Raw genomic sequence first — 25,789 nt, 5'->3', positions numbered from 1 at the left:
GTGAATTAACCATATCAGAAAGGGGGTCTTTTTTCATCACCTAATGGGTGATGAAGCAGATTACTTTAAAGACTATTAAATCAATGTTAGGAAAGACTATTAGTAAAACTATGAATTATTCAGGTTAATAATCCCCTATTAAGAAGTATATATTGAGTATAACCCGCATTAGATTTCAGAAATCTATGCAGGCACAATCAATTGGCCCCGTCATAGATCGTATCAAACGACCACGACGACGCTATTAAATGAATTTTGAAAATCATTTTGATTGTTAATAATACTCAATATCATATTAATCCCTCTTCTTAGTTTTTTTGTTATTTTCATAATAATGGATGATTATGAGAATGTCAACATTAATTATTCATTTTATTCTCATTTTATGAAAAATTTATAATTTAAAAACACTAGTCATGAAGTATGCATCAAAACCTAAAGCGGATTGACTGTCATCTCTAATAACTAGTGTTTAATTATTACGTTTTAATTTGATTTAGTTTATTCTGTTGGTCTCGATTTAGATAGTTTCCATTCACTCTTGTAGATTGAATAATATTAACAAAGGCATGAATGTCCGCTTCTCCTATTGCCATCTCTAAATCATAAAGTTCATATCGGTTAATAACAATCATCAGCGTATTGCGCGTCTTTTTCGAGTAGCCTCCACGTCCATCAAGAATCGTAATTCCACGATGGATACGACCATAAATTGACTTGACTACTTCATCTTCTTTATCGGTAACGATAAAGGCAGTTAAGCGTTGTTCGTTTGTATGAATTGAATTTACTACCCTAGAAGTTACATACATTGAAATTAATGTATATAAAGCAAATTCCCAAGAGTATAAAATTCCTGCACCAACGATAACAACCGAATTAATAAGTAGTGATAAAGACCCTACGTTTATTTGTACTAATCGGCTCATCACAAGAGCAATAATATCAATTCCTCCTGCTGACATACCAAATTTGATCGTTAATCCTCCGCCTAACCCATTAAGAGCTCCAGCAACGATTCCGTTAAGTAGCGGGTTTGCAGATACCTGTTGGACAGGAATGATTAAAGTAAAACCCGTCATAATAGCTACAACGATTACCGTTAAAATGGTAAAACGACGTCCCAACTTCATATAACTTAATATCAATAATGGAATATTAAGTAAGAAGTTTAATGTACCTGTCTGAATAATGTTTCCAAAGGGTGTGAATTGCTTTAGTGAATAGGTAATCAACTGAGAAATACCAGTAACTCCCCCACTATAAATGTCCCCAGGAATTAGAAACATATTCAGTGATACCGCAAAACATAAAGCCGAAAATAAAATAATAAAAAATTGGCTTAAAATATTAAGCGCAGGATATTGTGATAGAACTTTTTTTATCATTTGTGGTCACCTTACATTGCTTTACCTGATTCACCTAGCACATTTACTAAATCTGTTTGTAAGCCTTTAGCAATTCCCGAACCCATAACCAATGTTTGATATAATGGCTCAGCATCTTCACCCGTTCTTAACAGTGTTTTAAGGAAAACTTCTCCATCACCAGCTAGGTAAAGACTATAGTAACCTGTTTTCATCTCGTTTAATGAGTTAAGTAATTCATAAGCCTCTGCTTCTTTACTACGATCCGTTAGTAAGTGAACATGACGGTAGATGATTTGAGCATCAGAGTATTTATCTTTTGATGCTTGGATGATGACCTCTACAACGAGTGCACGTTCTGTAGTAAGACGAAAATTAAAGCGATATAATATATGTCCGTTTTCGATTTCTTTCTTGTTAAACGGAATATTCATTTCATTAAGTTTGTTTTCAAAATTAGTGTGAATGACAGACATGATTTCCCCTCCATAAATTCATTAATCAACAACAAGTTAAGTATATCATTTATTAGTTAAGGAACAAACCCTACACTTTTTAAACTTGACCTAATATCACTTGAATTACGAAAGAAACAATTACGACTAACAGTGAAATAATAAAACCATGTACCATAGGTAAAATTCCACTTTGAGTGACAGATTTAAAGTTTGTTCGTAAACCAATCGCTCCTAAACTCATGACCATAAAGAATTTACTTACCGATGATAAAGAGGACCCAAACTCAGCTGATATGACGCCAACAGAACGTAATATGACCATAATTAAAAAGAAGAGAATAAACCAAGGAATCACTCTCGTTAATTTAAATGTTGCGTCTGAACTTTCATCATCTTGACGGGCCTTTTGTTCAATCCGTTGATTAATAATCGAGTAAATAAATACAATTGGAACGATGGCTAATGTTCTAGTTAATTTAACAATCACAGCATAATTTCCTGCCGCTTCTGAGAAGGCATAGCTTGCAGCAACAACCGACGAAGTATCGTTAATTGCAGTCCCTGCCCATAATCCAAAGCCTAAATCAGTCATGCCGAAAAATTGTCCCGCAATTGGGAATAAAATAACCATTAAAATATCAAAAATAAATGTCGTTGATAAGGCATAAGCTATATCTTCATCTTTGGCTTTAATAATAGGTGAAACTGCAGCAATGGCACTGCCACCACACACACCTGTTCCTACGGAAATTAAGTTAGATAATTTCCAGTCCATATTAAACCACTTTCCTATCAAGTTACCAAATATAAAAGCGGTAGCTAAAGTAAATACCATCACTATTAGAGAGAACTTCCCAACCTCTACAACTTGAGTCAAGCTTAAAGACGCTCCCATTAGAACGATGGAGACTTTGAGCAATCGTTTCGCAACTAAATCTATTCCTGTAAAGGATGGTAACAACTTCTTTACAAGCGGATGCAGAACCATCCCGATTAACATCGCCATTACACTGGCTCCAATATACCCATTTGGCAAGACATTGGTAATCATTATTGAAACAACTGCTAATATCAAAGTCACTACAATTCCATATAGAGCATTTATAACTGTTGAATTCTTACGCATAATTATCTCCTATCTACTATATATAAAAAGAAGCCATAGAAATTAATAGCATTTCTATAGCTCTTTATTAAATTACATCCGACGTTAGAAATTTATTCTCGAAGTGGTCAATTGACTGACGTGCTTCGTCGGTTGTATTTGTCTCCATTAATTGGATGCGCAAATCATTGGCTCCTTTAAACTCGCGCACATAAATCTTAAAGTAGCGACGTAAAGGTCTGAAATGACGTTGCCCATCTTCATTATATTGATCAAATAAGTCTAGATGGAATCTTAATAAGTCTAATAATTCTTTTGGACTGTGGTCTTTTTTCTCTACTTCAAAAGCAAACGGATTTTTAAAGACACCACGTCCAATCATAACACCATCCACACCGTATTTCTCTACTAATTCCAAACCTGTTTGGCGATCTGGAATATCACCATTAATCGTAATCAATGTGTTTGGAGCAATTTCATCACGTAGTTTCATAATGTCAGGAATTAATTCCCAATGAGCGTCTTCTTTACTCATTTCTTTCTTAGTTCTTAAGTGAATCGATAAGTTAACAATATCTTGTTTTAACAAGTGAGTTAACCAACCTCTCCACTCGTCAACTTTTAAATAACCTAAACGCGTTTTAACACTTACGGGTAAACCTCCTGCTTTTGCAGCTTGGATAAGCTCAGCAGCGACGTCTTCTCGCTTGATTAAGCCACTACCACGCCCATGTTTTACCACATTAGGTGCTGGGCAACCCATATTAATATCAAGGCCGCTAAAGCCCATTTCTGCCATACCAATACTCATTTGTTCAAAGTACTCTGGACGATCTCCCCAAATATGAGCAACAATTGGCTCTTCATCTTCAGTAAAAGTTAAACGGCCACGAACACTTTCAATCCCATCAGGATGACAGTAACTTTCAGAGTTTGTAAATTCCGTAAAATATACATCAGGTTCTGCGGCTTTTTGAACGACATGGCGAAAAACAACATCCGTCACGTCTTCCATAGGTGCTAGGATAAAAAATGGTTTAGGTAAATCATGCCAAAAATTAGAAGTCATACTATTATCAATTCCTTTCTTAAGTCATTTCTTTCTTCATTGTGTCAGTTATATAAAATTCAAATAAAAAAGCTAAGAATAGCATCAAAGCCATTCTTAGCCAGTTTATTTCAAATAGCTTGATTAGTTCATTTACTAAAATACATGAAAATTATTAAGATTGATGAATTGGGAAAACATAGCATAACGTAAGATGTACTAAAAGTCTAGATTAAATGCTTGATAATCAGAACTAAATTAAGTTTTTTATAAATATATTTGATATAATAATAATGATTAATTATATAAAATGGTAGTTGATAGGATGGATGACAATTTCGATTCAATCGTCAAAGAAAAAATTAGACCCTATAATATTCTTAACAATGTCTTTTTTATTTTAGTCATTATAGGCGACTTTATATTAGCCGATAACATTTCTACCAGTTATAGTTATGATACAACTGGATATTTTCCAGTCGAAACCACTACCACTGATAACTTCACTCTTTTCTCTGTTTTTATTAATATTGTTGGCTCTTACTCACTGCTATTTGTGTTTATACGTGTGACAATCTTGTCATATGACGAAAAAATACGTGCAAATCTATATGATCAACAGATCTATTCAAAGTTATTTGAAATATCTTTGAAAGAATAAGTAAGGAGATGATTTTTTTGAAAAAAATATTATTATTTGCTGCCACCCTTTCATTATCATTCGTCGCTCCTATTAAAGCTCAAGATAAAGAATTTTATGATCAAAGTACTTATTAAACAGTTCTCGAACCTGGTATGTATAAAGTTGGCTCTACATTAGATGCAGGAATATATCGGATTATATCCGATGCTGAATATGGCATGTATGTGATTTCGTCAGATGCGAATCAAGAAGATATTATTGATTTTTCTGCTATTACGACTCATTCTTACTTTGAAGTTGTTGACGATCAATATTTAAAACTTGATGGAACATTTGCCGTGCTATGGATGAAGTTGATCCTATATTCATTGAAGACAACACTATCTGACCTGGAACTTATTTCGTTGGTTATGATATACCTGCGGGAGAATACGAAGTCATCCAAGATGAAGAAACTGCAATGTATGTAATCTATGATTCTTTAGATAAATCAGAGATTGCCTCGATGTCAGCTATTACAAATAATGCCTTTGTTGAAGTTGAGGATGGCCAGTACCTTCAATTATATGGAGCAATCATTACAGATGATGCATTAGTAAATGAAAGAAGGCCTGATGAATCAATAAACTCTAACTCAAATTAAAGCAATTTAAAAAGAGCCTTCGAGGGCTCTTTTCTTTTTAATATTTTGCCTCTACCTCTTAAATTCAATTTTAATGAGATACAAAACAAAAAATGAACAAATAAAAAAGCTAAGAACAGCTTATTAAAGCCATTCTTAGCAGAAATGTTATCTAACGCGCTCTTGAATACGAGCTGCTTTACCAGATAATTTACGGATGTAGTATAATTTAGCACGACGTACTTTACCTTGACGTAGTACTTCGATTTTTTGTACGCGAGGTGTATGTACAGGGAATGTACGTTCAACACCAACACCGTTAGAAATCTTACGAACTGTGTAAGTTTCAGAGATGCCTTGTCCACGACGTTTAATAACTAATCCTTCAAAAAGTTGAACACGTTCACGTTCTCCCTCAACGATTAACGCATGAACACGTACTGTATCTCCAGGACGGAAATCAGGAATGTCGTTACGTAATTGAGCTGAAGTAATTTTTGCAATAATTGGATTAATACTCATTTTATCTTTCTCCTTCCAACAAATAATCTTAAATAGTCATTCTACTTAGCGGATTATAGTTAATTCGGGGCCCAATGGCCACTTGTAATATTATACCTAAAATAAGAAACTTGTAAAGGGTTTTTTACTTTTTTTATTTATCCGACACGATTATAGAAACGACGTTCAATCCAACCAAGAATGACGTCCGTTAATATAGCCATTAATGCCGTTGGTATCGCTCCAGCAAGTATGATGGCTCCACCGTCTGTTGCATTAGTACCGCGAATAATGATATCACCTAAACCACCGGCACCAATGAAAGCACCAATCGCAGTAATACCAATCCCTACTACAAGAGCGTTGCGAATACCGGCCATAATCACAGACATTGATAACGGTAATTCAACATCTTTAAGTCGTTGCCAACTTGTCATACCAATCCCCTTCGCTGCATCCAGAACATCTGCATCCAGAGTAATCATACCTGTATAAGTATTCTTGATAATTGGCAGTAGCGAATAAAGGAAGATCGTCACGATAACCGTGTTTACTCCTAAACCAACCGCTAACATTATAATCGACATCATTGCTAGTGACGGAATGGTTTGTAATACATTCGCCACACCTAGGACCCACGTACTCATCTTTCTATTGTTGGCAATCCAAATTCCAATCGGAATACCAACAATTGAAGCGAATAATACTCCATAGATAGAGATTAAGAAATGACGCCAAAATTGTTCCAGTACATATGATCCGTTCATCGAGAAATAGTAGATAAACTGTTCAAATAAATTCATACTATCCATTATGGCTGCTCCTCTCTAAAGTAATTATTCTCTTCTAAAAACTGTTGTGCAACAACTGATGGCTCAAGAAGATTATCATCTGCTTCAAAGTTTAATTGTTGCATTAACTCTGTATCGATTTGTCCAACTAATCTTTCGAATAGAGCATCAAGTTCTGGATTGCTCTCTAGGATTTCATCTGTAGCTCTAACTGACCCTTCATAAGGAGGGAAAAATCCTAGGTCATCCTCTAAGACAACAAGGTTATTACTCAAGATACGCCCATCCGTTGAATAGCCTAAAACAACATCCATATCTCCAGATGCAACTGCATCATAAACTAGTCCAATTTGCATTGGATAAGTTTCACCAAATGAAAACTCATATGCCTCTTGGAAAGCCGGATAACCGTCACCCTCGCGTATCAGCCAAGTTTGGTCGAAGCCTGCTCTCAAGTCACCAGCTATGTCTTTCAAATCACTGACTTTTTCTAAATTTTTCTCTTGAGCAAACTCTTCAGTTACCATAAAAGCATATGTATTCTCAAATCCCATCGTGTCATAGTACTTTTGGTCGAATTCATTTGCAAATCGTTCTTGTAGGTACTCCATCGTTTCATCTGCATCATAAGAAGCACTCTCTCCAAATATAGCAACGATATCTGTACCTGTATATGCCGGTACAAGCACATCAGCATCACCATTTAATAGCGCATGATGACCTACAACTGCTGTACCTAAGTTACTAATTAGCTCAACATTATAATCTGTCTCTTCTTCAATTAATTGTTGAACCATCGAAGATAATATTTGGCTTTCAGTTGTACCTAATCCTGCAATTTTTATCGTTTCGGTACCGAATCCACCACCAAGGCCTGGTAATGCACATCCAGCAAGAAGGAATATTGAAGCGATTAATGTTATTATTTTATTTGTTTTATTCTTAATCATGTTCATCCTCCTATTTCGCTGCAGTGACATCAGGCGTAAAGTATATCTCTACTTTACCTAATAGATAATCTGCTAAAAGTGCCATAATTGTCACAGGGATTGTTCCGGCAAAGATTAAATCTGATTGATACAGAGAAATACCACTTAAGATAAAGTCCCCTAAACCACCTGCACCAATATAAGATGCTAAAGATGTCCAAGCAATAACATATACGGCTGATAAGCGAATACCAGCCATTATCACAGGCATTGCTAAGGGTAACTCAACCTTCATAATTGATTGAAAAGCAGTCATTCCCATTCCTTTAGCCGCATCTTTTGCAGTGGGGCTCACATCGTTCATTCCGATATACGTATTACGTAATATAGGTAGTAAAGAATAGATAAACAATGCGATAATCGCTGGAAAACGCCCAATCCCAATTAGTGGAATCATTAACGCTAGCAAGGCTAGTGTTGGTACCGTTTGGAAGATACTTGCAATCCCAATAACAAAGTCAGCTGCTTTAGGTGTTCGAGTTAATACAACTCCTAGTGGTACAGCAACTATAATTCCCAATAACAAGGAAATAAATGATATAGATAAATGTTCAAAAATTAGAGTAACTAATTGACTCCCATTTTCTTGAAGAAATGTCATCATAGAACATACCCACCATCTTTTTCACTGGCAGCTGGTGGTATAACAATGCCATCTCCTTCGATGTCATCCACATGTTCTACTGAATTCTCAGGTGAAACATCTTCTAATGTTTCATATTCTCCCCAAATCGCATCATAGATGATGTTTACGAATGTAGCACGTGTTACTATCCCTTTTAGATGACCTTCGTCATTCACAATTGGAACATAAGAGTACCCACGTTTTAAGATTAAATCAACCGATTCACGTACTAAAGCATCTTCTCTGAGTGAGAACATATCTGAGCTCATAATATCCGATAAGTTAATTGCTGTATTAAAATGTCTTTGGATCATATGGATATCAACAAAACCTTTTAATACATTATTCTCATCCGTAATTAGAAGCGTATCCACAGATTGCTCTTTCATTAATTCTAAAGCATCCGTAAGTGATTTGTCTTCAATCATCGCCACATGGCGTTTACTCATAATCTCGCCAACTTTAGTTGTATCTTGTTGAGCTTGAATTAAACGGTCTTGCCCAATAAATTGAGCCACAAACTCATTCGCCGGATTACTTAAAATCTCATCCGGAGTCCCAACCTGTACGATTTTCCCTTTACTCATAATGACAATACGTGTCGCTAACTTCAGCGCTTCATCCATATCATGCGTTACAAAGACAAAGGTCTTCCCTAATTCTTCTTGTAATTCTTTAACCATTACTTGCAGTGTATCCCTAGTTAATGGATCAAGCGCACCAAACGGCTCATCCATTAAAATGATATCTTGTTCTGCAGCTAATGCTCTGACGACTCCGATACGTTGTTGTTGACCCCCAGATAGTTCTGAAGGATATCTATCAAGAAACTCCTCTGGTAATTCAGCTAGTTTAATCATGCGTTTGGCTGTGTCATCAAGTTTGACTTGATCCCATTTTAATAATTTTGGTACCATTAAAAGGTTTTCTTTAACTGTCATATGTGGCATTAGACCAATGTTTTGAATAACATACCCAATTTGTCTTCTTAATTTAACTGGGTTCATATCCATAATATTTTTTCCATCGATTAAAATTTCACCATCTGAAGGTTCAATCATACGGTTAATCATTCGCATCGAAGTTGTTTTACCCGATCCTGATGTACCTATGAAACAAATAAACTCTCCATCTTCAATCTTTAAGTTAAAATCATCCACAGCTAATACGTCACTAGCGTAACGTTTTGAAACGTTTTTGAATTCAATCACAATTCTATTCTCCTCCTTGTTTTTCCGCAGTTTTCACAATACCATTATTATAAAAAAATCTCAAGAAATACAGTTTAAATTCGATTGATTTGTCGCGTTTGTCGATGATTCTCATTACATATTAAGTTTATTTTTTTTAGTAAATTTAAACCTATTGACGTTCAAATTCTTTAACCCATTCACGTTCTTGGTCAGTTAATTCAGCTTTCTCTAATAAATCAGGCCGATTATTATAGGTTCTTCTAATTGCTTCCTTTTGTTGCCATAATTCTATATTACTATGATGCCCGCTAAGCAACACATCAGGGACGCTTTTCCCTCTATATTCTCGTGGCCTTGTGTATTGAGGATGTTCTAGTAGTTTTCTTTGATGGGACTCTTCTACAATTGAATGGGCATTTCCAACTACTTCTGGAATGAGACGAACCGTTGAATCTATCATGACCATGGTTGGAAGTTCTCCATTTGTTAAGACATAATCTCCGATGGATACTTCATCTGTAATGTAATCTCGAACTCGGTGATCAAAGCCTTCATAATGGCCACAAATAAATACTAAATGTTCTTCTTGTGACCACTCTTGTGCCAAATCTTGGGTAAAAGGTTTTCCAGCTGGATCCATTAAAATAACACGTGACTTGTCAGTCATCTCCAGTTCCTCTAATGTATCTACAATTGGCTCTACTCTTAATAACATACCTGCTCCACCACCATAAGGATAATCGTCTACATGACCATGCTTATTGACCGGGTTGCGACGGAAGTCGTGTGTCTCAAATGATAAGACACCTTCCTGTTGTGCTTGTTTCATTATCGAGTGTTCCATTGGAGCAAACATCTCAGGAAATAAAGTTAATACATCAATTCTCATCGTCAATTAACCCTTCCATCAATTCAATTACAACGTACCCTTCATCAACATTGACCTCTTTCACAACGTCTCCAATATAAGGAATCAAAGCATCTGGTAATTTGGATTTGTTACGTTTGATTACCCATACGTCATTCGAACCTAAACTTAAGATGTCTTTTATCACACCTAGTTCTTCTTTTTCAATCGTTATTACTTTTAAACCAATAATTTCATGAAAATAAAACTCATGTTCATCCAACTCTTGTTGTTGGTCTTGATTAATGGCTAACCACATCGTTTTAAACTTTTCGACATCATTTATATTATTGAATTCTTCGAAACTTACAATATATGTTCCTTTACTTAACTTAGCATTTTTGACTGTTACTTTTTGAACGGGACGATCATTATCTAATATCGTTAAAACCTCGCCAGCAGCAAATCGTTCTTCGGGAAAATCAGTATCTGCTATAACTTTAATTTCTCCTCGAATGCCAAATGTATTTACAATTCTTCCTATACGAAAATATTCCATAGTTTATTTCCTTTCACACTACATTATATAACTTTGCTCTTAAAGCTACATTACTACTTTTATTATATATAAATTTTCACCAAACAAAAAGTGCTAAGTAGAAACAAATTAATTTGTCTCTACTTAGCACTTAAAATCTTATTCGCTATCACCGTCAGCAATGACAATGCGCGCTCTTTTAGAACCGCGTTGACGAATGCTATAAATGATTGTACGTATTGCTCTCACAACACGCCCTTTTCTGCCAATGACACGTCCGATATCATCCGGATGTAAATTAAGATGATACTCTATAAAATCTTCTGTTTCAACAATATCGACAGAAAACTCTTTAGGATTGTCAATAAGTGGTTCAACAATTGTTTTTATCAAAGCTTCAATATCTGGCATTTTTATCATCCTTTATTGTGATACTAAACTTATCAAACATGCCTTATTTCGCTTGTTTTGACTCGTGGAATTTTTGCATGATTCCTTGAGTAGATAATAAGTTGCGAACAGTGTCAGATGGTTGAGCACCATCACTTAACCATTTTAACGCTAACTCTTCGTTGATTTCTAATTGTTTTGGTTCTTGAACTGGATTATAAGTTCCAATTTGTTCAATAATACGTCCATCACGTGGAGCACGTGCGTCCGCTACTACAATACGGTAGAATGGGCTTCTTTTAGAACCCATACGTTTCATACGAATTTTAACTGCCATGTAAGTCACCTCCATTAATTAATCTCACAGTTAAGTATATTATCAGATAACATCCCTCCTGTAAAGTGTTTTTCCTTTACAGGGTGAAGTTTTTTGAAATATTTTATATAAATGCTTCTATAATACGGTTTAACATTTCAAAAAATAGAAAAAGTTCACTATTTCCAAGTGAACTTTAGCTTTATTTAGAGATTAACGGCGTTTTTTCTTCATTTTTTTCAAGCGACGTTGCAATTCTTTTTCTTTTTGTTGTTTTTCTTTTTGTTCTGGTGACATAAAGTCTGAATCATTCATTTGTGGCATTCCTGGTATATTTGGCATACCTCCACCACCATTTTGCTTCATCTGATTCATCATTTTCTTCATGTTACCCATCTTACCATTCGAAGCTGAACTCATAATTTGACGTGTTTGGTTGAATTGCTTAATTAATTGGTTAACGGCTTGAAGATCTTGTCCAGCACCTGCAGCGATTCTTTTACGACGACTTTGTGAGATGATATCTGGGTTTGTACGCTCTTGAGGTGTCATTGACATCACAATTGCTTTGACACGTGCCATATCTTTCTCAGATACATCAAACTCGTCCATACCTGGCAATTTATTCAAACCAGGAATCATCTTGATAATATCTTTGATCGACCCCATTTTATTTACTTGATCCATTTGAGCAATGAAATCATTAAAGTCAAAGGATGCGTCTTTGATTTTGTCAGCCATTTTCTGAGCTTCGTCTTCATCAAAATCTTGTTGCGCTTTCTCAATCAGCGTCATCATATCCCCCATACCTAGGATACGACTCGACATACGGTCTGGATAGAATGGTTCTAAGGCGTCTAATTTCTCACCTTGACCTGTAAATTTAATTGGTTTATCGGTAATTGAACGAATCGATAGTGCCGCTCCACCACGAGTATCACCATCGAGTTTTGTAATGACAACCCCTGTTATATCAAGTGACTCATTGAAAGATTGCGCAACGTTTACCGCATCTTGTCCGGTCATAGCATCAACAGTTAGTAAAATCTCTTGCGGATTTGCGACTGCTTTAATATTACGTAATTCAGCCATTAATTCTTCGTTGACGTGTAAACGACCCGCCGTATCAATGATAACGACTTCGTTCCCTTGTAGTCTTGCTTGGTTTAATGCTGCTTCAGCAATTCTTACTGGATCCGCATCTGTTCCTTCACTATAAACACCAAAACCTAATTGTTGACCAATGGTTTGTAATTGTTCAATCGCTGCTGGACGGTAAACGTCGGCAGCAACTAATAATGGGCGCTTTTTATTTTCTTTTTCAGAAATATATTTAGCTAATTTACCTACCGTTGTCGTCTTACCAGCACCTTGTAAACCAGCCATCATAATAACTGTTGGTGGTTGCGCTGAGAAGTTTAATGGAACGAGTTCCCCACCCATTAAGGCTGTTAATTCTTCATCAACAATTTTTAAAACTTGTTGCGCTGGAGATAATGATTTTAATACATCGGAACCTAATGCTCTTTCATTCACACTCTTAACGAATGTTTTTACTACTTGAAAGTTAACATCGGCCTCAAGTAAAGCAAGTCTTATCTCACGCATCATTTGTTTCAGGTCGGCTTCGGTGATTGTCCCTCCCGAACTAACCTGGCTAATCGCACCTTGTAGGCGCTCTGAAAGTCCTTCAAAAGCCATATTATTACCCCTCTATTTCTTAATCTTCTATTTGAATTAATTTTTCTATGACTGAATGAGCTTCTTTGTATGTTAATAACTCACTCAATGTATTTAATAATTGCATACGTTCTTCACGTTTCTCATTTAAACGGAGTGTTTTTTCATATTCTAGCAAGGATTTCTCTCCACGCTTAATATTATCATGAACGCCTTGACGACTAATATCGAAATGTTCGGCGATTTCACTTAAAGATAAGTCTTCTTCATAATAAAATGACAACATATCTTGTTGTTTCTCTGTCAACAGAGCTTTATAAAATGAGAACAATTGACCAATATAAATCGTTTTTTCTAACGACATTCTATTCACCTATTCTTCAGGATACTCAATATAAATAGCTAATCGATCCGCTAAATCCTTGGGTGTTACATGCTCCAATACTTCAGCAAATTCGTGTACTTCTTCTTTCGTGTATCCTAACCTATTTTGTAAGAAATATTCCCATATTTCGTGTTTTCTCACCATTTCTTGAGCCATTAGATGACCTTTTGGTGTTAATGCACTACCGCGGTAGCGTTCGTTAATTACTAGGCCTTCTTTAGCCAATTTATTAATCATTTCACTCACGGAGGCTGGAGAAACCTCTAATCCCTCAGCGATTGTTTTATTAGAGATGGATTCATCTCCTGCATGTTCATATATAAACTTTACATAGTCCTCGCGACTCTGTGACATTGACATCACCCCAATGATTTTTTTGCCAATCCTAATTTTACCATGTTTTCCCTTTAGCCTCAAATTTATTTAAACTTTTCGGTTTACTTTAGGCGCGCCTAACATTATAATTCAATTAACACTTAGGCACGCCTAAAAATTAGTGTTTGGAGGTTTGAAATGAAAAAATATATTAAATACATCATGACTCTATTTATGGTCATCATTTTGTTATTCACTTATGTAACGCCCATCGGTCATGCTCAAGCAGATAAAGAAAAAATTACAGTCACAACGACTTTTTTAGTTGATATTGTAGAACAACTCGCCCCAGAAACGTTTGAGGTTGTTTCAATTGTCCCTGCTGGTGGTGACCCGCATACGTATACAGCAACGGCTAGAAATTTAAAAGACATTACTGAATCTGACCTCGTGTTATTTCATGGTTTGCATTTTGAGGCACAGATGGCAGAAGTTTTAGATGCACTGCCACATACAAGATCTGTGACAGCGGAGTTTAATAATGACCAGCTAATCTCAATTTCTGAGGATTCTCAAGAAGTCGATCCGCATTATTGGTTCGATATAGATTTATATAAACAATCTGTTCTAACAACTCAACAAGCTTTAGTTGAAATTTACCCTGAGTATAAAAAATTAGTAAATGAAAATACAGAAAGATATATAGAAGAATTAGATGCTTTAAATCAACGGATCCATGAAAAAGTTGCAGAATTACCTGTGGAACAACGCATTCTCGTAACTCCACACGATGCCTTTGCATACTTTGCCCAGGCTTATGACTTCACAGTATATGCTCCTCAAGGAATCAGTACTGAATCTGAAGTCTCTAATGACGCAATCATTAAAACGGTTAAGTTTATTGTCGACAACGATGTGCCAGCCATATTCTTAGATACAACGTCTAACCCGCAAGCAATGGAAAAGCTTCAAGAAGGAGTCAACCAACAGGATGCAGAGGTTGTCGTTGTGGGTGGTGAAGGTCAAGAATTGTTCTCAGACTCTTTAGCTGCAACTGGTCAGTCGAATGATAATTACATTGAGATGTATCAACATAATGTGTCATTAATCGTTGATCATTTAATTCGTTAATTATAATTTAAAAGGAGTGATTCATATGAATTCAATTATTACGATCGAAAACTTATCGGTGAGATATCAACAAACTCTTGCCCTAAACAATATTACATTACAAGTTCCGGAAAATGTTCGCATGGCTATCATCGGCCCGAATGGTGCTGGTAAATCAACTTTTATAAAGGCCATTCTTAATTTAATACCCGCTAAACAACATAAGCTAAGCTTTTTCAATGACCTTACATTGAAACAAGCACGCTCTAAAATCGCTTATGTCCCCCAGACTTCAGAAGTTAACTGGCATTTCCCAACAACTGTCAAAGATGTTGTGACGATGGGAGTGAGCTCAAATCGTTGGGGCTTTCAATCTGTGAGTGAAGAGCAAAAAATTGTTGTTTCTCAAGCACTCGAAGCAATGGAACTCACTGATCTTTCGAATCGTCAAATCAGTCAATTATCTGGAGGTCAAAAACAAAGAGTCTTTATTGCACGTGCCATTGCACAAGACGCTGATTTGTATTTTTTTGATGAGCCGCTTGCTGGTGTCGACATGAAATCTGAAGCCATTATTATGGCGCAATTAAAAGAATTTCAGGACGCAGGAAAGACTAGTTTGACTGTTCACCATGACTTAAATTCAGTGCCTGATAATTTTGATTATGTGTTGTTCCTCAATAAAGAGGTTATCGCAACAGGTCCAACGGTAGATGTATTTACGCGAGAAAATATTGATAAAGCTTATTTAAATCAGTCTCAGCAAAATAATGTTGAACCGAGTTCAAATCAAGCGGGCTTACATATTCTAGGAGCTGATCAACATGTTTGATATCTCTTTTGATTATTTCTTCTGGGTTGTCGCACTTGGAACCATGGCACTCGGCTTCGCATCAGGTATTATCGGTACTACGATTGTCTTAGAAGGCCAAAGTCAATTGGGTGATGCGATTGGGCATTCAGTATACCCTGGAGTAATTATTGCTTTTATGTTATTTCAAACGAGAAATTCTCTCGTGTTACTGTTAGGTGCCATTGTTGTTGGTTATATAGCCTATGTTCTAATTAACTGGATTCACAAATATAGCCATTTTGCTTATGAAAGTGTCCTGGCACTTGTACTTTCGTCCTTTTTCAGCTTAGGTTTAATGCTTTACCGAATTGTACAAACGAATCCCAAATTCCAATCAGTGAATTTCTCTGGTTTGAATAATTATATTATGGGACAAGCCGCTTTTTTAACGCAATTTGATGTGAATGTTATTTTGATTGTTGCTGTTATCATCGCCCTTATATTTTGGCTTTATTATCCAAAGATTAAAATATATTTGTTCGATAAAACTTTTGCTGAAACCATTGCCATTAATACGAAATTTATCAATTATATCTTATTAACGTTAAGTTTATTAGCCATTGTCATTGGTTTACAAGCTGTTGGGACAAAGTTAATTAGTAGCATGTTAGTCGCTCCCGTCGTTGGGGCAATGCAATGGACAAATAACTATCCTAAAACTATCTTTTTATCAGGCTTTTTTGGCTTATTTGCTGGTTTTATGGGGACTTTACTTAGTACAAATATTTCTGATTTGGCGACAGGACCAACCATTGTAGTTGTATTGTCAGGTATCGCTTTAGTATCTGTCTTCATCGGGCCTAAAGGCTTGCTAGGCTCTTATGTTTTACGTAAAAGAGGTGTAGTGTCATGATGATTCAAATTTTATTAATTTTAATTGTTGTTGCTTTAGCTTGTAGTCTATTGGGTTCTCTATTGTTGATGCGTTCGAGTTTAATGGTAGCCGACGCCATATCACATACAATTTTATTAGGGATTGTGATTGCATTTTACTTTACGGAAGATTTGTCTTCGCCCTATTTAATTATCGGTGCAACCTTGTTCGGTGTCATTACTGTTATCTTAATTGACTTATTGACAAAGACCGGTCGAATGCAAAACGACGCAGCGATTGGTTTGGTGTTCCCCTTACTATTCTCAATTGCCGTTATTATCATCTCCAAATATTATACAAATGTGCATTTAGACATTGATATGGTCCTTTTAGGTCAAGTCGAACTGGCACCATTACGCCAAGTTGAAATATTCTCAATTCAAATGCCACAGGCATTCTTTATTGGTTTGATTATTTTATTCATTAATTTGGCTTTTATCTTTATTTTCTATAATCCATTGAAGATTCGTTTGTTTGATGAAACCTTTGCTCGAACTATTGGAATTAATGTTGCTGCACTCGACTTAGTATTGATGACTTTAGTTTCGCTGACGGCAGTCACTTCCTTTGAAAGTGTTGGGTCTATTCTAGTCATTGCCTTAATGGCAGCGCCTGGGATGACCGCTAGATGTTTTACGAATAAATTTAGCACTTTATTAATCGGTTCAGCTTTTATTGCTATACTTAATTCCGTTCTTGGTTATTATATTGGGATTTATCTCGATACTTCGATATCAAGCATGGTTGCTGTCACAGGTTTTGTAGTCTTTTTACTCGTGTTTTTAGGAACAAATATTATTCTTCCTAAACTCAGACAGCAGAAATTGGCACTTAAATAACTATATAATAGAAAACAAAAATATCCGTGAAGTCGATTTTTGACCTCACGGATATTTTATTAAGCTTGCTTATCTTCAATCACATCACGAACTAAATTATACATATATTGCTCAGGATCAAATTGTTGTAAGTCAGTGGCTTGCTCACCTAATCCAATATATTTAACCGGTATATCTAAATCATAACGAATCGAAAGAACAACCCCACCTTTTGCCGTTCCATCTAATTTCGTTAAAACTAAGCCGGTAATTTCGGTTGCTTCATTAAATTGTTTCGCTTGAATGAGTGCATTTTGACCTGTCGTCGCATCCAAGACTAAGAACACTTCTTGAACACCATTTGGATTCTCGCGTTCAATTATTCGTTTCATTTTTGCTAATTCTTCCATTAAGTTCGCTTTAGTTTGTAATCTTCCGGCAGTATCTACGAGTAAGTAATCGTAATTTTCTTCGTTCGCTCGTTTCACTGCATCAAAAACGACTGAAGCTGGATCGCTATTGGCTTTTCCAGTTACAACTGGAATATCTAATCGCTCTCCCCAAACATTTAACTGTTCAATGGCACCTGCACGGAAAGTATCTCCTGCGGCCATAATAACTTTTTTGCCTTCTTGTTTTAAGTTATAACCAATTTTACCTACAGAAGTTGTCTTACCAACGCCGTTTACCCCTACAAATAGAATAACGGTTGGTCCATCAGGGTTTTCTTTAATTGCGACCGTTCCTGTTTCATTCTTCTCATAAATGTTCACCATCTGTTCTAAAACTACACGTTTAACATCCTCAGGACGACTGACATTCTCTTCTTCAATCGCATCGCGGATAGCATCCGTTAAGGCAATTGTCATATTGAAACCAACATCTGCACCAATAAAGGCCTCTTCTAAATCTTCATAGAAATCCTCATCAATTTCTCTGAAACTTGTAAACAAGTCCGCAATTTTTTCGGAAAAGTTTTTACGTGTCTTTTCCATACCCTTGTCATACTTATCAAAAACAATCTCGGTGTCTTTTTCTTTCAGTTCTTCTTTAACAACCTGGTCTTCACCGGTAAAAGCACGTTTTATACGATCAAAAATACCCATAATCTCACTCCTTATTTGCTTATATTATAACACTTCTATTGCTTAATAAAATGATGGATTGCTTTCGCAACACCGTCATTATCATTTGTATCTGTGATATATGAAGCACTGTCTTTTATCTCTTGAACAGCATTGCCCATCGCTACCCCGTAACCAGCCATATCAATCATCGTCTGATCATTATTTTGGTCACCAATGGTCATCATTTCTTCCGGTTTGATATTTAATTGTTTACCTAATTTCTTTAACGCATTCCCTTTATTAACATTGATCTTACCAATTTCTAATTGATAAGGATGTGATAAGACAGTTTGATATTCTTCCAATAAGTCTTTATTGATTTTAGGTAGTTGCTCATTTAAGTAATCTTCAACTGTACAAATAACAAACTTGTTAAATGTATGATCTGCTTCAAAGTCATGATATCTAACAGTTTTTCTTGGTGCTGGCGTTGTATAAGCTGACTCTTTCCCATCTGGATATTCAATTGGATCATACACCCATTCAGAATCAATGGGATTTAATGGTAAATTTAAACGTTCCGTTTCTTCATACCAACGCTCTAAATCGCTCGTTTCAACAACATCATTAACGACAACTTCTCCAGTGTTCGCTTTAATCACTTGGCTTCCGTTAAATACGACTAAATACTCATCGTCGCCATCGAAACCAATATTCTCGGCAAAGTCTTTCATCGCTAAGTATGGTCTCCCTGTACATAAAACGACTTTAATATCTTTTGACTGGGCGTAATGTATAGCATTGATGTTCTCTTCTGATAAAGATTTATCTGTTCTAAGTAACGTTCCATCTAAATCTATGGCAATTAATTTTATCATTGATAACTCCTTTATTCTGATAAAGCTTCTTCCGCTTCACTTAATTTAACTGAGGCTAATTTCGAAATACCTGATCGTTCCATCGTAACACCGTATAGCCGGTCCGCACTCTCCATCGTTCCTTTTCTATGTGTAATGACGATGAATTGAGTTTGTTCTCTAAATTCTTTAATATATTCTCCGTAGCGGTACACGTTCGCATCATCTAAAGCTGCCTCTACCTCATCCAATATAACAAATGGTACAGGTTTTACTTCCAGAATAGCGAATAACAAGGCTATGGCTGTTAGCGCACGTTCCCCACCAGATAATAAGGCCAGATTTTGTTTCTTCTTACCGGGTGGTTGTGCAACGATGTCTACACCTGTTGTTAGGACATCTTTGGGGTTCGTCAACTCGAGTGAGGCTTCACCTCCACCAAATAATCTTCGGAAAGTTTGTTGGAATTTCTCATTAATGAGTTTGAATGTTGCGCTAAATCGTCGAGTAACCTCAACATCCATCTCATCCATTGTATCTTTCAGTTGACCCATAGCTGTTAATAAATCTTCTTCTTGTTCCACTAATAACTCATAACGTTCATTTAACTCATCATAGTCTTCAATTGCTTGAAGATTAATCGGTCCTAATTTATTGATGAACTGACGTAATTCCTTAACTACTTTATTGATTTCAGCTGTTGATTCAATCGGTTTAGCAATTTTCTTTGCCATCTCGAAGGTCAATTGATATTCTTGATTTAAATGATTCAAATGATTATCAATTAAGGCTTGATTTTTTTCAATCTGGGCTTGTAGTTTTGCTTGTGTTTGGAAACTACGTTGACTCTTTGCTTGAGATTTATTGAGTAAACTTTCTTTTTCATTAATCGTTTCACTTAAATCTTGGCGATTTTGACGGTCGGCTTGAATTTGTTTTTGTAGACTTTCGCTTTCTTTTTCTAATTTAGCAATGTCGTCTAAAGTTTCCTCCAGTTTTTCTTGGAGCTCTTCAATCGACGACAGTCCAAATGTCTTACTCGACTCATAATTTGTAATCCAATTATTAACTACCTCATATTGATTCTTTAAATCTGATAAAGTTTGTTTTAATTGTTTAATCTCAACGTCCATAACCGCTTTTTTCGTTGATTTGTCCTGTCTAAATTCTTCTAACTCAGCTAATTTCTTCTGACGGGCGTCTTCATCTAGGTTATGTTGTTCTAATATCCGATTTAATTCTTCAATCGAAGATTTTGCTTTCACAAGATTTTGTTCCGCTTGTTCGATTGTGATTCTCGCTTCATCAAGTTCTTCGTCGAATTCACGTATTGAATCTTTTAAAATAATCATTTGATTATTAGCTTGTTTATATGCTTGTTTAGCGTTTTGACTCGATTGGAATAAACGTTGGTAGATACCTTCTGTTTGATTTACTTGTTGACGTTGTTCTTTCAATTGTTGTTCATTGTTCGCTAACTCTTTTGAAACTTTTTCCCAATCTAGTTCAATATTTTTAAGTTGTTCTCGATGTTTCTCATAGGCTTCGCTTGCTTGTTTAATTTCATTTTGGCGCGATAGCATCGATTGTTGTCTTTGCTTTTGTTGCCCCCCGGTGAGTGATCCACCTGGCATTAACACGTCACCTTCGAGTGTTACGATCTTTACTGAATGCCCTAAAGCTCTCGCAATACTTTGCGCATCTACTAAAGTTTGAGCAACAATGGTATTTCCTAATAAGTTCTGGACAATATTCTCGTTTTTCGCATCATAACTGACTAATTCTGAAGCAACGGCGATAAAACCTTGCATTTCTTGCGCTTGAAAAAGTTTAAAACTTTGAATTTGACGTGGCTTAATGTTTGGTCGTGGTAAGAAAGTTGCTCGTCCTGCTCTTTGTTGCTTTAAGTAATTCACTGCTTCACGTGCCGCTTGGTCATTTGCTACAACGATGTGTTGCATCGATCCACCTAAAGCTGTATCGATTGCTAATTGATACGTTTCTTTTACATTTAATAAATCCGCAACCGTTCCCTCGATACCATTTAAGCGTTGCGCTTGTTGCATAACCGCACGCACGCCAGCATAGTAGCCCGTATAATTATCATGCATTTGTTTCAGTGAATTTAAACGGGTTTCAATGGTTTGAGTTTGTCTTTCTTGGTTAAAGAGCAATTGTCTTAACTCATCTCGTTGATTTGAGAGTTTTTCATTATTCTCTGTTAATTCTTGTAACAAAGTTCTTTGTTCACTCTGGCTACCCGTGAATGCCTCAAGTTCTTCTTCAGCTTCTTTGGCTTCCATTTCAAGCTTTTTAAGTTCTTTACTAGTACTGTTCATTTTCTCAACAGCTTGGTCTTTACGTGCTCTTTGTCTTTCTAAGACTGTTTTCTGCTGTTGAATTTCATTGTTTGACTTGGCTTCTAATTGATAATACTCCAACATTTCATTACGTAATTCGTCTTGTTGATTCGCATTCAATCCTTGAGATATTTGGATATCTTTATTGACTGCTTTTAGGTCTGTCATTAGTGCTTTCAAATCTGTCTCAAAGGTTTGTAATTGCTTTGTATATTCCGTGATGTCTTGGTCAAGTCTTGTCTTTTCAGCCACTTGTTCTTCATAAATATTAGCTTTATCTGCTTGTTCTGTTTCACTATATTGAATATCTTTTTCAATCATCTGTTGTTGCGCTTTTAATTTTTCAATTTGAGACGTTAATTTTTGATATGTATCCGAATTTTGATCAATTGCATTGATTAATAGATTTTGTTTGTTTTTAGATGCATCGATTTCGGTACTTAGTGTATCATTTTGCGTGATTAAATTATTTATGGTTATATCGATATTCTTTAATTGTTCCTCAAGTTCTTCCCACCCTGTTTGATAATCTTCGATTTGTTGGGTGTATAGAGAAACTTCTAGCTCTTTTAATTCTTCTTTCTTACTCGTATAAAGAAGCGCCGTCTCTCTTTGTTTTCTTAAAGGATTCAATTGTAATTCGAGTTCATGAATAATGTCTTTAACCCGGCTTAAGTTATCACTCGATTTATCTAAGCGTCTCTCAGCTTCAGTCTTACGGTATTGGTACTTTTGAACACCTGCAGCTTCTTCAAATATCGTCCGTCGTTCTTCAGGCTTACTTAAAAATATTTGCTCAACTTGTCCTTGGGAAATAATTGAAAAACTGTTCTTTCCTAACCCTGAATCTAAAAGTAAATCTACGATATCCCTTAATCTAACTTGTTCATTGTTTATTAAGTATTGACTATCACCATTTCGATTATAACTGCGAGTAATACTTATTTCACTAAAATCATAATCCAAATATCGATCCTCGTTGTTTAAAACTAAAGTCACTTTTGCAATATTCACTGGCTTACGCGCTTGTGTTCCATTAAAGATAACATCTTCCATTCGATTCCCACGTAAACTTTTAGCTGATTGCTCGCCTAATACCCATCTAATCGCTTCCGAAAGATTGCTTTTACCACTTCCGTTAGGACCTACGACAGCGGTCATTCCTTCATTAAATTCAATAACTGTTTTGTCAGCGAAGGACTTAAAGCCTGTCATCTCTACTCTACTAAGATACATTATGAAACCTCTCCAATTAAATGTTGGTAAGCAATTTTCGCCGCTTGAATTTCAGCTTGTTTTTTACTGTTCCCTTTACCTCGGCTAATTAATTTGTCATCTACAAATAAGCCCATCTCAAATATTTGATTATGATCGGGTCCTTTTTTAGAAATTAAGCGGTATTCAATTAAGACTGTTCCATGTGTTTGAGCTTTTTCTTGGAAAAGTGTCTTGTAATCTAAATTCACTTGTTTAAGAATATCTTGGTGATTTAATAACAATTGCTTGTTTAAAAAGTTAGTTACAACGTCTATACCTTGTTCCAAATATGTTGCACCTAGAAAGGCCTCAAAACAATCCGCTAAGATTGAATCTCGATGATTACCACCACTTGCAGACTCGCCTTTACCAAGTTGAATGTACTCATGAAAGTCGTTTTTTCTTGCTAACAGGGCTAAACTTGGTTCACGAACTAATTGCGCACGAGTACGAGACAAAGTTCCCTCAGGTTCTTCTGGATAAAAATTATATAAGTAATCACTCACAATAATTTCTAACACCGCATCGCCAAGAAATTCTAAGCGTTCATTCGATTCTAACAAGTGATGTTTTTGTTCATTGACATAAGATTTATGCATAAAAGCACGTTTAAATAACGCTTCATCTTCTATGTCTATGCCTAATATATTTTCTAAATGTTTTATTAATAAACTCATAGCATCCTCCTATTTACTTTCTTTCTACCAATGTTGGTAGCTCACAATGCAACACTTATTCTATCATGAAAGCTCAATGTATACCATCATAGACGTAAAAAAGAACCTCCGAAGAGGTTCTTTTCAGAAAGGAATTTAATTTATAGGCTTAATAATTATTCAGCAATTGGCTCTTCAGCTAACAGGTAGATATCTGACCATTTTAAGTCTGATCCGATTGCAGTTTCCCAATTACTTACACGGTTATTAACAGCTGTTAAAGAATAACGGAATAATGTTGGGATTACTGGTAATTCTTCCATTGCATACGCTTGCCAGTCATAGAATGCTTGTTGACGGAACTCTTCGTCGAATGATTCATCTGATTCAATCGCTGCTAATAATTCATCGTTCTCTTCAGTTGCCCAACGAGTATAGTTGAATGCAGCTGTACGACCATAAAAGCCAGTTGGGTTTGGATCTCCACCAGTTCCCCAAGCTCCTTGGTAAACATCGATGGCTGGATCATCTGCTTCAAGACGCTCGTAGAATGAGTTGAATTCCATTAATTGTCCATCAACTAATTCAACATTAATTCCAACTTCACCCCATGCTTGGATGTAGTACTGTGCGATTGGTTCTGCTGTTTCTCCACCTGACATTGAAGCGAAACCTAGAGTGAATGCTTCTCCATCTGGATCTTCAACAAAGCCGTCTCCATCGTTATCTACGAAACCAGCATCGGCCAATATTTGAGCTGCTTGCTCAGGATCATAATTATATCCTTCTTGATCTGCATTATGGTAATCGGTAAAGTTAGGTGTGATTAATGTATTCGCATTTTGACGTAAACCATAATAGAAATTAGTTGCGATAGCATCATTATCGATTGCATATGCCATTGCTTGACGTAATGCTTTATTTGTTGTTATACGTTCTGAATCGGTTACTACTTCCCCTGCTTCAGCATCCCAAGTTCCTTGTTTGAATCCAAGATAAGTATAAGCGTTTTCTAAGAATCCTACACTTTGGAAGTTAGTTGCATCTGAATATGTATCATATTGGTCTGATGGTAATGATGCGATATCATAGTTACCAGCTTTTAATTCTGAAACAATTGTTGTTGGGTTAACAACTTCAAGAATAACTTCATCAATGTTAGGACGACCATCAAAGTAATCATCAAAAGCAGAGAATGTTACTGACTCACCTGGTGTAATCGATTCGATTTGGAATGGACCAAATCCAACTGGATTCGTACGAACATATTCACTATCTTCTAATTCAGCTACTGGTACTTCACCTAATAAGTGTTCAGGTTCGATATAACTAGAAACACCCCCACCAGCTTGTAATAATGAGTTATTAAAGTTGTGATATGTAACTGTTAAGGTGTAGTCATCCACACGTTCTAATCCTGAAATTTCTTCAGCATCTCCGTTGTGATATTCTTCCATACCTACAACGTTTTGGAAGTCAGTTCCGTAACGGATACCCGTATATTCTGGGTTACCGATAACATAATAAGGGAAGATGACATCATCAATTGTGACTTCTTCACCATCATGCCAAGTTGTTCCTTCTGGAATTGTAATTGTCACTTGTTTGTTTTCTTGATCAAACTCTACATCAGCGAAACCTGAGTTATCAATTGCAAAGTTCTCATCGTATCCATATAAACCAGGGTTAATAAAACCAATAATAGATGAATCTGGTTGTCCTTGATATAACATGTTATTTAAAACACCAGCGAAAGTTGTATCAGATACTAAGGCATAACGTAAAGTTCCACCTTCGATGGGTTCACCTTCGTTTACAGCAGTAGGAGAGAAATCTAAAACATCTCCTTCGCCTTCTTCTTGTGCGTGAACTAGGTTAGCAGCTGGAGCTGCAAATACAGTTGATAAAGTAAGGGCCGTTGTTGCTAGTGCAAATGACTTTTTAAAAGATTTTTTCATAAAACTAACCTCCAATTAGTAATTCTTATTTATATATAATATCCTGAATAATTCATAGTTTTACTAATAGTCTTTCCTAACATTGATTTAATAGTCTTTAAAGTAATCTGCTTCATCACCCATTAGGTGATGAAAAAAGACCCCCTTTCTGATATGGTTAATTCAC

Annotated in this window: 26 protein-coding genes; 5 read left to right on the top strand and 21 right to left on the bottom strand. The window is 35.9% G+C overall.

Annotated elements, in window-relative coordinates:
* Positions 1–479: 479 nt before the first annotated feature.
* From ACEN33_RS07310 to ACEN33_RS07295, 4 genes are all read right to left on the bottom strand, one after another.
* Positions 480–1,388, bottom strand: coding sequence for a YitT family protein (locus tag ACEN33_RS07310; protein WP_407090267.1), 909 nt, complete (start codon positions 1,386–1,388; stop codon positions 480–482).
* A gap of 11 nt (positions 1,389–1,399) precedes the next feature.
* The gene (locus ACEN33_RS07305) at positions 1,400–1,843 is read right to left on the bottom strand and encodes a hypothetical protein (RefSeq protein ID WP_407090266.1); all 444 of its coding nucleotides are present in this window, start codon (positions 1,841–1,843) and stop codon (positions 1,400–1,402) included.
* A 79-nt stretch (positions 1,844–1,922) separates the two neighbouring features.
* Entirely contained in the window at positions 1,923–2,951 is a 1,029-nt protein-coding gene (locus ACEN33_RS07300; protein WP_407090265.1) for a YeiH family protein, read from the bottom strand.
* Positions 2,952–3,018: 67 nt separating this feature from the next.
* On the bottom strand, positions 3,019–3,999 hold the full coding sequence (locus tag ACEN33_RS07295) for a tRNA dihydrouridine synthase (protein ID WP_407090264.1): 981 nt from the start codon (positions 3,997–3,999) through the stop codon (positions 3,019–3,021).
* Positions 4,000–5,081: 1,082 nt separating this feature from the next.
* Between ACEN33_RS07295 and ACEN33_RS07290 the strand changes: the two genes are divergently transcribed.
* Entirely contained in the window at positions 5,082–5,264 is a 183-nt protein-coding gene (locus ACEN33_RS07290; protein WP_407094803.1) for a hypothetical protein, read from the top strand.
* 147 nt (positions 5,265–5,411) lie between these two features.
* On the opposite strand, the gene rplS is transcribed toward ACEN33_RS07290, so the two are convergent.
* From rplS to ACEN33_RS07230, 12 genes are all read right to left on the bottom strand, one after another.
* Complete coding sequence (gene rplS / locus ACEN33_RS07285; RefSeq protein ID WP_138405506.1) at positions 5,412–5,765, bottom strand: 50S ribosomal protein L19; 354 nt, start codon at positions 5,763–5,765, stop codon at positions 5,412–5,414.
* Positions 5,766–5,902: 137 nt separating this feature from the next.
* The gene (locus ACEN33_RS07280) at positions 5,903–6,556 is read right to left on the bottom strand and encodes an ABC transporter permease (RefSeq protein WP_338489126.1); all 654 of its coding nucleotides are present in this window, start codon (positions 6,554–6,556) and stop codon (positions 5,903–5,905) included.
* Positions 6,556–7,485, bottom strand: a complete 930-nt coding sequence (locus tag ACEN33_RS07275) for an osmoprotectant ABC transporter substrate-binding protein (RefSeq protein ID WP_407090262.1) — start codon at positions 7,483–7,485, stop codon at positions 6,556–6,558. Before ACEN33_RS07275 ends, ACEN33_RS07280 begins: the two co-directional genes overlap by 1 nt.
* 10 nt (positions 7,486–7,495) lie before the next feature.
* Positions 7,496–8,128: an ABC transporter permease gene (locus tag ACEN33_RS07270; protein WP_407090261.1), complete on the bottom strand. Its 633-nt coding sequence runs from the start codon at positions 8,126–8,128 to the stop codon at positions 7,496–7,498.
* On the bottom strand, positions 8,125–9,360 hold the full coding sequence (locus ACEN33_RS07265; RefSeq protein WP_407090260.1) for a betaine/proline/choline family ABC transporter ATP-binding protein: 1,236 nt from the start codon (positions 9,358–9,360) through the stop codon (positions 8,125–8,127). The genes ACEN33_RS07270 and ACEN33_RS07265 overlap by 4 nt, the downstream gene beginning before the upstream one ends.
* A 151-nt stretch (positions 9,361–9,511) precedes the next feature.
* Positions 9,512–10,231, bottom strand: coding sequence for a tRNA (guanosine(37)-N1)-methyltransferase TrmD (gene trmD, locus ACEN33_RS07260; RefSeq protein ID WP_407090269.1), 720 nt, complete (start codon positions 10,229–10,231; stop codon positions 9,512–9,514).
* On the bottom strand, positions 10,221–10,748 hold the full coding sequence (gene rimM, locus ACEN33_RS07255; protein ID WP_407090259.1) for a ribosome maturation factor RimM: 528 nt from the start codon (positions 10,746–10,748) through the stop codon (positions 10,221–10,223). Before rimM ends, trmD begins: the two co-directional genes overlap by 11 nt.
* A 138-nt stretch (positions 10,749–10,886) precedes the next feature.
* Positions 10,887–11,138 (bottom strand): KH domain-containing protein, encoded by a 252-nt coding sequence (locus ACEN33_RS07250; protein WP_407090258.1) that lies wholly within the window; start codon positions 11,136–11,138, stop codon positions 10,887–10,889.
* 43 nt (positions 11,139–11,181) lie between these two features.
* Positions 11,182–11,454 (bottom strand): 30S ribosomal protein S16, encoded by a 273-nt coding sequence (rpsP, locus tag ACEN33_RS07245; RefSeq protein WP_407090257.1) that lies wholly within the window; start codon positions 11,452–11,454, stop codon positions 11,182–11,184.
* A 192-nt stretch (positions 11,455–11,646) separates the two neighbouring features.
* Positions 11,647–13,134 carry a signal recognition particle protein gene (ffh, locus tag ACEN33_RS07240; RefSeq protein ID WP_407090256.1) on the bottom strand — a complete coding sequence of 496 codons (1,488 nt, stop codon included), beginning with the start codon at positions 13,132–13,134 and terminating at the stop codon, positions 11,647–11,649.
* A gap of 19 nt (positions 13,135–13,153) precedes the next feature.
* Complete coding sequence (gene ylxM, locus ACEN33_RS07235) at positions 13,154–13,477, bottom strand: YlxM family DNA-binding protein (RefSeq protein ID WP_407090255.1); 324 nt, start codon at positions 13,475–13,477, stop codon at positions 13,154–13,156.
* 9 nt (positions 13,478–13,486) lie between these two features.
* Positions 13,487–13,852, bottom strand: coding sequence for a metal-dependent transcriptional regulator (locus tag ACEN33_RS07230; protein ID WP_197104849.1), 366 nt, complete (start codon positions 13,850–13,852; stop codon positions 13,487–13,489).
* A 159-nt stretch (positions 13,853–14,011) separates the two neighbouring features.
* Here ACEN33_RS07230 and ACEN33_RS07225 point away from each other — a divergent pair, with 159 nt between their 5' ends.
* The 4 genes from ACEN33_RS07225 to ACEN33_RS07210 are packed head-to-tail and all read left to right on the top strand — an operon-like array spanning position 14,012 to position 17,489.
* Positions 14,012–14,944, top strand: coding sequence for a metal ABC transporter solute-binding protein, Zn/Mn family (locus ACEN33_RS07225; RefSeq protein WP_407090254.1), 933 nt, complete (start codon positions 14,012–14,014; stop codon positions 14,942–14,944).
* 25 nt (positions 14,945–14,969) lie between these two features.
* Positions 14,970–15,755 carry a metal ABC transporter ATP-binding protein gene (locus tag ACEN33_RS07220; protein ID WP_138405385.1) on the top strand — a complete coding sequence of 262 codons (786 nt, stop codon included), beginning with the start codon at positions 14,970–14,972 and terminating at the stop codon, positions 15,753–15,755.
* On the top strand, positions 15,748–16,629 hold the full coding sequence (locus tag ACEN33_RS07215; protein ID WP_407090253.1) for a metal ABC transporter permease: 882 nt from the start codon (positions 15,748–15,750) through the stop codon (positions 16,627–16,629). The genes ACEN33_RS07220 and ACEN33_RS07215 overlap by 8 nt, the downstream gene beginning before the upstream one ends.
* Entirely contained in the window at positions 16,626–17,489 is an 864-nt protein-coding gene (locus tag ACEN33_RS07210; RefSeq protein ID WP_407090252.1) for a metal ABC transporter permease, read from the top strand. The genes ACEN33_RS07215 and ACEN33_RS07210 overlap by 4 nt, the downstream gene beginning before the upstream one ends.
* A 59-nt stretch (positions 17,490–17,548) precedes the next feature.
* Here the strand turns inward: ACEN33_RS07210 and ftsY are convergent, their stop codons facing one another.
* From ftsY to ACEN33_RS07185, 5 genes are all read right to left on the bottom strand, one after another.
* A complete protein-coding gene (gene ftsY, locus ACEN33_RS07205; RefSeq protein ID WP_407090251.1) occupies positions 17,549–18,574 on the bottom strand; it encodes a signal recognition particle-docking protein FtsY in 1,026 nt (341 codons plus the stop codon).
* Between the two features lie 35 nt (positions 18,575–18,609).
* The gene (locus tag ACEN33_RS07200; protein WP_407090250.1) at positions 18,610–19,413 is read right to left on the bottom strand and encodes a Cof-type HAD-IIB family hydrolase; all 804 of its coding nucleotides are present in this window, start codon (positions 19,411–19,413) and stop codon (positions 18,610–18,612) included.
* Positions 19,414–19,424: 11 nt separating this feature from the next.
* Positions 19,425–22,988 carry a chromosome segregation protein SMC gene (gene smc, locus ACEN33_RS07195; RefSeq protein ID WP_407090249.1) on the bottom strand — a complete coding sequence of 1,188 codons (3,564 nt, stop codon included), beginning with the start codon at positions 22,986–22,988 and terminating at the stop codon, positions 19,425–19,427.
* Positions 22,988–23,686, bottom strand: coding sequence for a ribonuclease III (gene rnc, locus ACEN33_RS07190; RefSeq protein ID WP_407090248.1), 699 nt, complete (start codon positions 23,684–23,686; stop codon positions 22,988–22,990). The genes smc and rnc overlap by 1 nt, the downstream gene beginning before the upstream one ends.
* Before the next feature lie 155 nt (positions 23,687–23,841).
* Entirely contained in the window at positions 23,842–25,623 is a 1,782-nt protein-coding gene (locus ACEN33_RS07185; protein ID WP_407090247.1) for an oligopeptide ABC transporter substrate-binding protein, read from the bottom strand.
* Positions 25,624–25,789 lie beyond the last annotated feature (166 nt).

The sequence above is a fragment of the Ruoffia sp. FAM 24228 genome, assembly GCF_045528575.1.
In the GTDB taxonomy this organism is placed as follows: Bacteria; Bacillota; Bacilli; order Lactobacillales; family Aerococcaceae; genus Ruoffia; species Ruoffia halotolerans.
The sequence above is the reverse complement of the archived record's forward strand: the minus strand, read 5'-3'. Positions and strand labels throughout refer to the sequence as shown.